This window comes from Phocaeicola sartorii JCM 17136 = DSM 21941 (assembly GCF_054653615.1).
The window spans coordinates 3,651,793-3,664,719 of record NZ_BAAIFW010000005.1; the positions used below are offsets into that span (position 1 = coordinate 3,651,793).

The following is a 12,927-nucleotide window of genomic DNA, read 5'->3' on the forward strand; positions in this document are numbered from 1 at the left end:
GCATTATCCGCCAATAATGAACTATTTAACGGAGATTTAATTTATTTTTAAGGCTTACAAGAAACATTCGCACCAATGGTTAAAACGGATAACCCCGTCTTCCCCATAACGTGAAATACTCTTTAACGCCTTCTCCACGCTCTTTTCCTTGTCCAGATGCGTTTTTGAAAAGAACTTGTCGGCAAAGCAAATAACTTGTTCCTCCAGTGAAACCGGAACCATATCCCGATGAGGAACGGGCAACTGTTGGTCAATAATACTTTGCAGAGACATGCCTGCCCCCGTATGCCTCTCACAAACCAACGCATGACGCGGGAACCCTTCTTTCCGCATCAAGTCGGCTCCTAAATATCCATGACAAATATAAGGATAAGATCCGAAACAGCAAATGCCCTCAGCATCCGTCCTGAAAATACCAATATCGTGCAGCAGTGCCGCCTCCTCCAAAAATTGCTTGTCCAGATTCAACTCCGGATGCTTTCCGGCAATCCATAATGCCTTATCGGCCACCGAACGACTATGCGTCAGCAGGATATGTTTCAGCTCATTATCCTCCGGATAATATTTATTAATGATAGCAAGTGCGTCCATTCTCAATTAAATTCTTATTTTTGTGCAATATTACAAAATAATCGCCACATATCATGAAAACAAAATACATTTTCCTATGCTGCCTCTTGTTTACTTTCAATGCTCTGACCGCACAAGAGGTGATTACCGGAGCCGAACAGATGGACCGCCTCTTGCCTATATTAAAAGGAAAGCGCGTGGCATTGGTTGTAAACCAAACCTCCAAAGTAGGAGAGACCCACCTGCTGGACACCCTGCTTGCAGCACATATACAAATTAAAAAAATATTCGCTCCCGAACATGGCTTCCGAGGTGAGGCCGATGCCGGAGAAACCATAAAGAACGGAAAAGACCTCCGCACAGGAGTGCCCATCCTGTCCCTTTACGGCAAAAACAAGAAGCCGGCTGCCGCACAGCTACAGGACATAGACTTGATTGTGTTTGACATTCAGGATGTAGGCGCCCGCTTCTATACCTATATCAGTACGATGCAGTATATCATGGAAGCCTGTGCCGAAAACCGGAAACAACTGATCATCACAGACCGGCCCAATCCTTGCGACTATGTGGACGGCCCTGTGCGACAAAAAAATCAGAAAAGTTTCGTAGGTATGCATGCCATCCCCGTTTTACACGGTTGCACCGTAGGCGAACTGGCACAAATGATTAATGGCGAAGGCTGGCTGCCCAATGGCAGGAAATGCGCGCTGACCGTCATCCCCATGGAAGGCTGGAAACACGGACAACCCTATACCCTTCCGGTAAAGCCCTCTCCCAATCTGCCCAATGACCAGGCAATCGCTCTATATCCTTCACTTTGCCCGTTTGAAGGCACAGCCGTCAGTGTAGGCCGAGGCACTCATTTTCCTTTTCAGGTAATCGGTTCGCCGGATATCCGCATCTCCTCCTTCTCTTTCAGACCGGAAGCCCTGGAAGGCTTTGACAAGAATCCGATGTATAAAGACCAATATTGCTATGGCAATAACCTCCGTAACATCACCGCGCCAAAAGGCTTTTCCTTAAAATACATCATAGCATACTATCAGGCTTATCAAGATCTTGGGAAAGCGGACAAGTTCTTTACCCGCCCACAATGGTTCGACCTGCTGATCGGAAACCGTACCGTAAGGGAACAAATTATAAAAGGAGCCAGCGAAGAAGAAATACGTGCAGGATGGCAGAAAGAACTGGAAGCCTACAAAAAGATGCGGGAGAAATATCTGCTTTATAAATAAGATTTCTTTCCAAGCTACCGGTTTCCGTTAAAAAGGTGTCAACAGCCCATCAGGATTTTGACACTTTTACGGAAACACACCGTCCACTCTATTCAAGACACGCAACACCACCCTTCTGAATCTGCCAAGCCCCAGCCACAAACGGCTTCCCAACCGCCAACCGACGGAGTCCGTTTCAATCATCTTTCCGGAAGGCCTGTATACCCTTCTCACCACACCGATGATATCCGTTTCCTCACATTCCTCATAGAAACGACAAACGCCATCTCCCTGCATCAAGTAATGACTGCCCCTTTTTTGAATGATTCGATGCAATACATACCGACCGGATTGCCTGAATAGGATGACATGCCCAGGTTTCAACACCTGCTTGCCGCACGGTTCCACCACCACCTCCTCTTTCCCGTTCCTCAGCAAGGGCCGCATGGAGTTGCCTTTCACCCGGAAGCGCACACTCCTGCCACTCCTGATTTCCGATTCCACCCATGCAAAGAAACATTCATTTGCTATCTGTCTCATATCCATCTCCATATAAAGTACAACATGCCAATTCCGCCGCCTCCGCATCGGGCAAACAGGCCAGATGGTAAACGGGAACGGATGAAACCATCTTTCCCAACAGGCCGCAAACCCCACCATACAGCGCCTCCTCATAAGCAAATGCCGGCGGAGCAGACGGATGCAAAGCGGCATAAGCCTGCACGATGTTCAATCTCCGCATCCTGTTCTCAGGCGCCTGCGACAAACGTACACAGCCGACCAGCGGATAACGTTCTGCCTTATAGCAAGGAGTCTTCCCACTCCACGGGCTGCCATAAACCCATACACCCCCCTCTTCATAACGCACCATGGGACTGTCATCATTCAGCAGCCTGCTTCCTGGTATATTCTCCCTCCACAAACGGGTATGGGTGCTCTTGCCGGTTCCGCTTTCGCCTAAAAAAAGAACCGCTTTTCCCTTATAAACGATACAACTGCCATGCAAGGCAAGCGTATCTTCCCATACCGTCATCAGCCCATATCCCATCCATAAGGCAAACCTCAAAAGACGGGGAGAATAATTACCATACAGGCAGATACCTTTCCCTTCTCTGGTTTCATCCAGCATCCGAAGATAAAGGGATGGTTCTTCGTCCGGAGCCAGTTCCAACAGGAATCCCTCCTCGCTCACGCCAAAAGAACCGGTTACATCCTCGTATCCGAATGAATAAGACTTTCTCTGAAAAGTCGGAAAGTCTCCCCCGTCTCCCTCGCGAACGACAAACTCCGGTGACCAGGCATCCTCACCCACCTCTTCCGGTGATACGGTGTCCGTCAGCCGGACAAACGGTCTGAAACCATGGATACTATCCACCGCCTCCATCAGACTTTTGCCCGACAAGCAGAAACAATGACCACCTATTTTATATATGCTATTCATTTTCTTTTCCATTTAATCTGATTATACGATGGCAATATGCCAGCGAGCTTTCCCGGTGGGCAATTGTAAGAACAGTCAGCCCCCTGCACTCCCTCATCAGACCGAGAAGCATTTCATTGACAGCCCGTTCGGTCTCATTATCCAATGCAGAAGTAGCCTCATCCAGCAAAAGCACCTCCGCTTTCTTATACAAAGCACGGGCGATACCCACCCGCTGTTTCTGGCCTCCCGAAAGCCTCCCCCCTCCTTCACCCAAAGGAGTGTCCATTCCTTGCGGCAACTCATCCACCCAAGCATCCAATCTCACCAGCCTCACGATCTCCGCTACCCGTTCCTTATCTACAGAGCGGCATCCCAAAGCAATATTTTCCGCCAAGGTTCCATCCAGCACAAACACTTCCTGTTGCACGTACCCCACCCTGCGGTGCCATTCCTGCCTCGGCATATCAGCAAACGGCTTATCATCTATCCGAATGGTACCTTTATCCGGAGTGATAAATCCCAAAAGCAGATTAAATAAGGTGGATTTACCTCTGCCGCTCTCACCACAGATGCCTACATATTCCCCTTTACGGATGGTACAACAGAAATCCTTCAGCACTTCAGTTCCCTCAGGATAAGCATAGGAAAGGTGTTCTATCCGTATTTCTTTTTGAAAAGAAAACTCTTCCTGTCCCCACGACGGTGAAACTGTTTTTGCCACCTTATCCTCCAATCCTTCCTCTATGATCCGCAGAGAATAAACCGCATTCTGCACCTGTGTCCAGCCTCCCAAAATGCCGCGCAAAGCGGGCAGCAACCGGAAAGCTGCCACCGCAAAGACACCTACCAGCGCTTTGATATCCCCTGTTCCGAAAAGGGTGAGCAAGGTCAGCCCCGATACGACCGCCATTTCGGAAAGGCAAAGAGGAAGGTGCTGTATGCTCTCCAGTTTCAGACGGCTCTCACTGATGATCCCCAGCCTCCGGGCGAATGCCTGCTGAAGAAAAGGAAATGCCGCATTCAGTTCCAACTCGGCATATCCTTTCATGGTTTCCGTAACCAGCCGGGATTGCTCACGACGGGCCTGCTGTTCCTGCTCGCCATAACGGCGCATCGGTTTCCTGATCCCCCATCCGTAAATCAGCATGAAAGGCAGAAAGGCCATATACAGTATCAGCACCGTCAGCGGAGCATAAACCAGCAAAGCTGCCGTCACCCATAAAATCAGCAGCATTTCTCCCGTCATGCGGAGCAAAGGGGAAAGGAGGTTTAAAGAGAAGGCATAACAGATATAGTTTACCTCATATCCCAGCCGGACACTCCCCCTGCTGCGGATAAACAATAATCCCCGTTGATAGTAAGACGTAAAAAGAGAGAAACTGAGCCGACGGTAAAGTGACATCAGAAAATGGTTCTGAAAACGTGAAAGGCCTGCCACCAAAGCATTCTTCACCAAAATAAAGACAACCGCCACCAGGCAGAACAACAGGGCCGCATCTTTATCGCCCCCATCGTCCAACAAAAAAAACAAGACAGGCAACAAGGCAGCCAGTCCAGCAAAGTCCAATAATGCACAAAGGAAGACAGCACCCACCACCCTTATCCCCATTATCCTTTCCCCGGGCAGCAACAAACGGCAGATTCTTTTCAACATAAACCACTTAATTTCGCTCCGTCTGGAAGATGGTGTGGGGAGAACGCAGATGCAACAGAATAGAATTTCCAATCCATTTGCACAGTGAAATGCGCAACACACTGTTGCACGCACGATGAGTATGCAGCATACGTCTGGTTTTATAAACCAGAATGCCCCATTTACTTTTCGCCGGAACAGACATGGCATAGGGTGGCCGGATGATTTCCCGCAAGATTTCCTCCGCCAATCCTTCTCCTCCATGCACCGGGACGGAAGTTCCTAAATAATGATTACAGAGGTGGGTCATAGCCAGCATCATGTTTCTAAAATGGACATCCGTCACTTCCTCTGGAATATGCAGGCCGTATTTATTCAGCAGGCAAGCCCAGTCGCAAAGATGATGAAGCGCCAGGCCGCTTGCGTAATGCTGGGCGGCATGAAAAGCGAGAAATACGGTATTGAAGGCGGAAGACGGAATTAAAATGGTGTGCTTTCCGTCCAGTTCCGCCGATACGGGTTGCAGCAGTCCTTGAAGCAGCTTATCCATCTGCACCGCTATGCGGTATGTTTCCGAATTAATGAAAGTCTTATGATTCTCTATCGGGATACCTTTATAGTAAAACACACTATGCTTTTCGGAGTGTTCACAGTCTACCGCTATTCCTTGTTCTTCCATCAATCGGTCTGCCATTCGGTTGGCCTCGGCATCGCTTCTTCGGGAATGGTCTGCCGAATACGTGTAGATGTCTATATCTCCCCCTTCCCTGTGCGAAGGAATGGGATAATAGGTAGAGAGACCTACTCCTTTCAGCTGGACTGTGGTGATGCCATGCGTTTGATAGAAAGCTGAAAGTCCGGCTATGGTACGGCAGTATTGCCGGTAGCGTTTTTCATAGTTCTCTACCGCCATCGCCCAGTTTAACTTCAAAGCCTTCGGGGGCTGCAAACGGGCAGGCAGGGTTTGTATTCCGTCCCATGCCAAGGCCATTACTCCCTGAGTGCAAGCCAGTTTGTAACACGCCTGCCAAAGGGTGGGAGATAGATCGGTAAAAAGGATTTCACTAACCGGCTTTGCGCTGTTCAACGCGGATCGGAGCAAGGCAAAGAGCATTTGTTCCGGTTTATCGAGTGTCGTGTTCATAATCATACATAGTCATCCGCCAGTAATATATGGCATTTACTCAGGTCATCCGCCCAAGCCGCCGCATCCTTTTCGGCTTGGTCTTGGGGAATATGATAGGCTTCCACCAGCACCAAGGCTGCCTCTTGTAAAGTGAAGTCCTTTCCCGAAAGCTGTTCCCAAAGCAGGCGGGCAGAAGTGTTGAGAGAGATGATACGGGTGAGGTCGGCATCGGGCGTTCCTTGGTTCACGATGATGGTTTCTCCGGCTATGGAGCGGAGTTTGAAATGGGGATTAAGTTTCATAATTTTCTAATCTTAAAAAGAGAAAGCCACCCGACCTATTGAGACGGGACGGCTTTCTTTGGTTACAAATCACTTTTTGTCATGACTAACAACATGATTGCAGGTCATTCTCTTATTTTTTATAACTCTCCCAACCGGTTCCTGTAAACGAAGGGGTACCAGTCACGTTGATGATAGAGGAAGCATCTGTAATCGATGAATCAACAACCAAATTGCCGTTAAAAGTACCACCCTCAATATTCAATTCCATGGGTTCGGTGTTTCCGGCACTTTTTGATAATTCCACGTCACCATTGATAATACTAGTACCTTTAACAGTTACTTTAACTCCGGCAGTGTAGGTTGAATAGCCACAAAGATCAAATGCCTTCGCACCAGATTTGGCATTAATCGTAGTATTGTTAATCACGATATTACCACAATTATTGCTCAATACATATAGGGCGTTTGGACCGTTCACTGTCATAGCATCCAACGTCAAATTACAGTAGTTCTGAATCATAATTTTATCATTATCACTTTTCAGCGTTCCATTTTTCATAGTAACGGTAGAACCTTCCAGCAATTGACAGCTATTTGTTTCTGTGCCGGCCGATCCTACAGTCGGTTCAGCCAATGTAAACACATGGTTGTTCAAGTCCAATTCTACAGATTGTCCGCTTTTTGTTTTAAAGCCATCACAAGTAACGTCTGCATTCAAACGTATCTTTACGTTAGCATTGCCACTTAAATATAAAAGTGCGGACGGATCGGAGAAAGTACCACCGGTAACAGCCAGCGATGCACCTTTGCCAACTACATAAACCTTGCCATTCAGTATACCACCACTGATAGTCATCTGTCCCAAATCATTGGGCACGCCATTATGACCTTCATTATCCACCACATACCGAGCGGAACCGGTCGTATTGAATGTACCTCCCTTGATTTCAGTCACATGATGATTCTGTACGGTTGCCTGAGACATATTGGTGAACGTACCATCGTTGATGACAAGCTTGGCTCCATCATCATTCTTAATAGTATTAAGACCGCCGGCAAATGTACCACCGTTAATGATAAGTGAAGGGTTCTGATGATTGGTACCGCTTACATATCCATTTCGCGGATTCGTATTGGTATAATCATAATACCCATTGGCTATCATCGAAGAATAATGCCCGTTTTGCGATATCTCCACATTTGGATTAATCGTCATCTCGCCATGATTCAGAATATTATAATAGCTGTTACCACCTGAACTTTCTGAATTCTGACCGTTTTCCTTACTCCGCGTATAGGTTCCGCCATTAAGAATTACCGTACCGTTATTATAGACACAAGCTTTTCCATGACTTACATTATCCACTGTACCATTTCCGTTAATGGTCAGGCTACTACCATAGTTGACGGTAAATGTATCGCCAGATTTGTTGGTAATTTTATGACCGTTCAAATTGATGATAACTTCATTCGTTGCGGAAATAGTGAAATCTCCCGTCAAGTCTGTGGTAAGAGTATAAGTTCCACCATTTCGGGCAACTTCTTCCATTTCCGCTACTGCCACATCAACAACTGTAAATACATTATTGTCGGACAGATCGGGTAGTTCCGCTCCCCCTTCCTTGTAGATAATAACAGTTGCTGAATTAGTCTGATCGCGAGTTATTTGAGTTATAGTGCTACCCGTCTTTGCTCTTACATTACCACCCTTAACAATCAGTTCTTTAACCGTTACGCCTTTATCAACAATCAATGTATTGGTTGCCGTAGTTGCCACTATCTTGTTATAAGTAGTAGCCTCCTCCGCTGCTGCTAAAGTTACTGTAGCCGCAGGCAAGGTGATATTAAATGAAGGGGCGCTTTCCTGATCTGAACTTTTCACTTTGGGGATAGCGATTTCAATAGAAGCCTTAGATTCAGCAGGAGTCGTTGTACTGCTGCCCAAACTTTCTTTTATCTCAATGGCCCCATCCCCACCGGTTGCCGCTGTAGGAACTTCATTAAAAGTCAGATTCAATACGTTGGGAGTATCCCCCTCTGTAGATGAAGAAGTATAGGCAGCAGGAATCTCAATAGCTGTATCAATGTCCTTTGCAGTAGTTACCGTAACACTGGTAGGCAATGTTTCAGCAGAATCACCGGTTTGCAACAACTGATTCAAATCGGAAACATTCTGAACACTCGATGTGATTCCTCCCGTTACGGTAGAACAAGTAAGCAACGGCATTTTCAGCAAAGTGGCCCGATTTATCGTATTTGACGCATCCGATTGAAAAGAAGCCAGCACTTTATCATTTGCATTTTTTATTTCCCAACCAAACCCCATATAAGTGCCTGTAGGAACCGGAATATAAAATACTCTCTTTTCCGTACCGGCAGTAAAGTTGATAGTAACAGTCTTACCTTCATCTGTTGTAGACGTTTGAGTTGCTTCCGATATTGTTGAGATAGAAGGGGTATCCTCACTTAAATTCACCGTAAAGTCTCCGGTTATTTTCGTATTAGCAGTAAATACAAACTTTGTTGCATCAGCCGGTATTTTAGCTATCTGAAAGCAGAATACTCCCCCCAAATGTTTAAAACTTAAATCCATGCTTCCCTGTGTAGCAATTTTAGCAAGCATCGGCGCATTTGTACTATTGGATACGCCACCGTTCAACAATCCAAACTGACCATCCGCATTAGCATAAGTATAAGAATCTGCCATGTGGTAAGTCAGTCCACCCTCATTGTATTTATGCCTACTGTTAGATGGATAAAGAGCACAAACCGAGGTTGTTGTTGCCTCTCCGACTAAAGTACCTTGAAATTGAGCACTTCCAGTTCCCGCCCCACTTGCCAAAGAATAAACCACAAACGGATTGGAGGTATTCGTAGTATGTACTGATATTTTATCATCTGCATTCCAAAAGAATACAGCTGGAGTCGTATCTGTAAAACCAACACGCGGCTGCGGTTTACCTTCAAACGCAGCGTTAATAACGCTCTGCCCGTCAGTAGAAGTTGTCCATATCTCATCATTGCTGCAACTTGCCAACGAAGTAACAGCCATCAAGCCAATAATATACTTTTTCATGATTTTCAATTTAAGTCCAACCTTTATACTTGACCCGGAGTCCAATTACCTTCTTCTCCGCTTACTGCAAATCCCTTTTCTACCTCTACCTCAATAACCTCCACTTTCGGAGCTTCATACATTTCCATATTATTTGTTTCCATAAACTTCGTACAATAAAATTTAGATTTTAATTTTTCAATGATTTTGTTCAGACATTATCCGCCCCAATTATGTAATATAGAATACTTTATAAGATGTCATAATTGCCGTCTGCGGGCAGAAGATTCCTGGCGGTCCGGTGACATAGATTTTGTCTCCGCAACCTCGACTTGACAGATAACGGGATACAAAGAGTTGCACTCCCGGTTGTAGTGTTGCTTTCATACGTCTGTAAATGTTAGATCAGTCTATCTTGTCAAAAGACTTTGCCTAACTCCCCCTCCCCTGTTCGGCGGTTAACAATAAAAAAAAGCGTGAGGGCTGTATCTTGTTTATCCTATCATCGGGCCTTCGCATTGCCTTGTACCTAGATAAACAACAGCCACCCACGCCCTTAGGTATATAGATGCCACAGCAATGGCAGGTATACAACACAGACGTGAGCGTTGTTGTTATCATCTTCAGGTACAGCTCAAAGTTGCGAAGTTTGATGATAGAAGATAATTTCAATAACGCTTCTTAAAATATGCAATACTCTATTACACCATAGTAGAGTAATTGATGCAAATATAATAAATTCTTAAATATAGGAAACATTTCTTAGCCGTTTTTTTTGATAATTATTGAAATAAGCATAGAAAGCACGTTTTTACACGTACACCTGCATGGAACTACACGTAAGTTATGTACAGGCCTATGCATAGGGAGCTGTAGAATTTTAGTGGGGCTTTTATTCGATCCCGCCACTGGGGTTATTACCTCCCCCTGCCCCCACTAAATTTCGACTGCTACTATGTACATACAGGATATGCGTACGGATGTGAATGATATACCTTTATTCATTATAAAAAATGAGGTTGTGTCAAAACGCTGACACAACCTCATTTTATATATAATAAGGAATTAATTATTCACCTTTGATAGCTGCAACCCCCGGAAGAGTTTTTCCTTCGATTGCTTCCAGCAAAGCACCACCACCGGTCGAGATATAAGAAACCTGGTCAGCCATACCGAACTTGTTGATACAAGCTACAGAGTCACCACCACCAATCAATGAGAACGCACCGTTCTTGGTTGCTTTAGCGATAGCCTCAGCGATAGCACGTGAACCGGCAGTAAAGTTATCGAATTCGAATACACCTGCAGGACCGTTCCACAAAATAGTCTTGGCATCTTCAATAGCAGCGGCAAATGCCTTCTGAGTTTCAGGACCAGCATCCAGACCTTCCCATCCTTCAGGAATATTATTTGCAGGAACAACCTGAGTATGAGCATCATTAGAGAATGCATCAGCAGCCACACAGTCAGAGCCCAATACCAGATTCACACCTTTAGCCTTAGCCTTAGCAATGATATCAAGAGCTAAATCCAATTTATCATCTTCCACGATAGAGTTACCAATCTTTCCGCCTTGAGCTTTAGCGAAAGTATAAGTCATACCACCGCAAAGGATTAAGTTATCCACTTTATCCATCAGGTTTTCAATGATACCAATCTTGGTAGATACCTTAGAGCCACCCATGATAGCAGTGAACGGACGTTTGATATCTTTCAGGATATTATCAACAGCCTGAACTTCTTTTTCCATCAAGTAACCCAACATCTTATGGTCTGCATCAAAATAATCAGCAATAACAGCAGTAGAAGCATGTTTGCGGTGAGCAGTACCGAATGCGTCATTGATATAGCAGTCAGCGTATGAAGCCAAAGTCTTGGCAAACTCTTTCTGAGAAGCCTTCATAGCCTTCTTGGCATCTTCGTATGCAGGATCTTCTTTGTCAATGCCAACAGGCTTTCCTTCTTCTTCAGGATAGAAACGCAAGTTTTCCAACAACAGGACTTCACCCGGTTTCAAAGCAGCCGCAGCATCACCGGCTTTTGCACAATCAGGAGCAAATTTCACAGGCACACCCAATTTTTCAGAAACAGCATCGACAATCTGACTCAATGAATATTTAGCATTTACCTTACCTTTGGGTTTACCCATGTGTGACATGATAATCAAGCTGCCACCATCAGCCAACACTTTTTTCAAGGTAGGAAGAGCACCACGGATACGAGTATCATCAGTAATTTTACCATTTTCGTCCAAAGGTACATTGAAGTCCACACGGACAATTGCCTTTTTACCGGCAAAGTTGAATTTGTCAATTGTCATCATAATCTCTTATTTTTGTTTATAGTGTATAAATACAATCTCGCTTATTTTTGGGTGTTGCAAAGTTACGAATATTTTTTATTAGCAATGTGTCAGGGCAGTAATAATTTTATCTGAAATGAAAAAAGAGAGTAAAAACCACTCTTTTTAAGAAAATCGAAAAAAAAATCATTTTCCCGCTAGGGTTGTCTCCAACTATCCTGTTATATATACAAAACGCGGAAAGAATGAAGACTGAATTGCTACATAAATATTTCAGAGGGGAAACCACCGAGAAGGAGGAGAACCAAATTGTGGAATGGACGGAAAGCAGCGCCGAGAACAAGGAACGCTTTCTGAAAGAGCGGATGTTGTTTGATGTCACCCTTTTCTCGGACGATTCGAACATACAACAGAAGCCGAAGGGACATCTATACCTGTATCCGCTACTTGCCATTGCCGCCATGGTGGCCATTGTCTTCGTTATGGATCTGCCACACATGCACAAGCCCAAGCAACAATTGTCACAAACCATCCGCATCCCGGCAGGCCAACGCGCGCAGATGGATCTTCCCGACGGCTCTGTGGTATGGCTGAACTCCCAGACCACATTGACTTATGATGAGAACTTCGGCAAAAAAGATCGCAAGGTAATGTTGGACGGAGAAGCCTATTTCGAGGTAGCGCACAACAAGGAAATTCCTTTTTACGTGCAGACAGAAAACATAAAGGTGCAAGTCACCGGAACAAAATTCGACGTATGTTCTTATAAAGGTTCAAACAGTTTCATAGCCAGACTGATAGAAGGTTCCATCAACCTGCTCGCCAATGATACTAAAGAAGGGAAGCCCATCACCAGCCTGACGAAAGGAAAGTATTTCTCAATGGAAAACGGTAAATACCAAACAGGTGAAATGAACAGCAACAATGCTCTGGCATGGATACAAGGCATTTATTACTTTGATGACGTTCCATTTAAAGAATTACTGGACAAGATTGCCCTATATTACAATTATAAGATAACCGTGAAGAATCCCAAAGTCTTAGAGAACTACCGTTGCACAGGCAAGTTCAAAGATCTGGATGGCATAGAGCATATACTAAAAGTGATACAGAAAGATCATCCGTTTACATACAATATTGATAACGAACATAACAAGATAACTATAGAATAAAATCACCATAGAAGTTTAACCTTAAAAAATGAACCGTTATGATTACATAAAACCTTTGAAAAAAAGAATCGGAAAGTACCCCCATACTCCCCGATTCGACAGCTAACAATTGACCTTAATCAAATTTATTAACTTAACACATTACAAA

At 44.9% G+C, this 12,927-nt stretch carries 10 protein-coding genes; 2 read left to right on the forward strand and 8 right to left on the reverse strand.

Annotated elements, in window-relative coordinates:
* Positions 1-54: 54 nt before the first annotated feature.
* Positions 55-591 (reverse strand): HD domain-containing protein, encoded by a 537-nt coding sequence (locus tag ACYQ0C_RS15585; protein ID WP_016275664.1) that lies wholly within the window; start codon positions 589-591, stop codon positions 55-57.
* 53 nt (positions 592-644) lie between these two features.
* Between ACYQ0C_RS15585 and ACYQ0C_RS15590 the strand changes: the two genes are divergently transcribed.
* Positions 645-1,805, forward strand: coding sequence for an exo-beta-N-acetylmuramidase NamZ family protein (locus ACYQ0C_RS15590; protein WP_016275663.1), 1,161 nt, complete (start codon positions 645-647; stop codon positions 1,803-1,805).
* 66 nt (positions 1,806-1,871) lie between these two features.
* Here the strand turns inward: ACYQ0C_RS15590 and ACYQ0C_RS15595 are convergent, their stop codons facing one another.
* The 7 genes from ACYQ0C_RS15595 to ACYQ0C_RS15625 form a co-directional block, all read right to left on the reverse strand.
* A complete protein-coding gene (locus ACYQ0C_RS15595) occupies positions 1,872-2,336 on the reverse strand; it encodes a S24/S26 family peptidase (protein WP_025076596.1) in 465 nt (154 codons plus the stop codon).
* Positions 2,305-3,225: a hypothetical protein gene (locus tag ACYQ0C_RS15600; protein WP_016275661.1), complete on the reverse strand. Its 921-nt coding sequence runs from the start codon at positions 3,223-3,225 to the stop codon at positions 2,305-2,307. Before ACYQ0C_RS15600 ends, ACYQ0C_RS15595 begins: the two co-directional genes overlap by 32 nt.
* A complete protein-coding gene (locus ACYQ0C_RS15605) occupies positions 3,218-4,861 on the reverse strand; it encodes an ABC transporter ATP-binding protein (protein WP_016275660.1) in 1,644 nt (547 codons plus the stop codon). Before ACYQ0C_RS15605 ends, ACYQ0C_RS15600 begins: the two co-directional genes overlap by 8 nt.
* 7 nt (positions 4,862-4,868) lie before the next feature.
* Positions 4,869-5,984 (reverse strand): nucleotidyltransferase domain-containing protein, encoded by a 1,116-nt coding sequence (locus tag ACYQ0C_RS15610; protein WP_235782982.1) that lies wholly within the window; start codon positions 5,982-5,984, stop codon positions 4,869-4,871.
* Positions 5,985-5,986: 2 nt separating this feature from the next.
* On the reverse strand, positions 5,987-6,268 hold the full coding sequence (locus tag ACYQ0C_RS15615) for a PqqD family protein (RefSeq protein ID WP_016275658.1): 282 nt from the start codon (positions 6,266-6,268) through the stop codon (positions 5,987-5,989).
* A gap of 112 nt (positions 6,269-6,380) precedes the next feature.
* The gene (locus ACYQ0C_RS15620) at positions 6,381-9,326 is read right to left on the reverse strand and encodes a hypothetical protein (protein ID WP_016275657.1); all 2,946 of its coding nucleotides are present in this window, start codon (positions 9,324-9,326) and stop codon (positions 6,381-6,383) included.
* A 1,048-nt stretch (positions 9,327-10,374) separates the two neighbouring features.
* Positions 10,375-11,628 (reverse strand): phosphoglycerate kinase, encoded by a 1,254-nt coding sequence (locus ACYQ0C_RS15625; protein WP_032941606.1) that lies wholly within the window; start codon positions 11,626-11,628, stop codon positions 10,375-10,377.
* 224 nt (positions 11,629-11,852) lie between these two features.
* Between ACYQ0C_RS15625 and ACYQ0C_RS15630 the strand changes: the two genes are divergently transcribed.
* Positions 11,853-12,779: a FecR family protein gene (locus ACYQ0C_RS15630; RefSeq protein ID WP_016275654.1), complete on the forward strand. Its 927-nt coding sequence runs from the start codon at positions 11,853-11,855 to the stop codon at positions 12,777-12,779.
* The last annotated feature ends 148 nt before the right edge of the window (positions 12,780-12,927 follow it).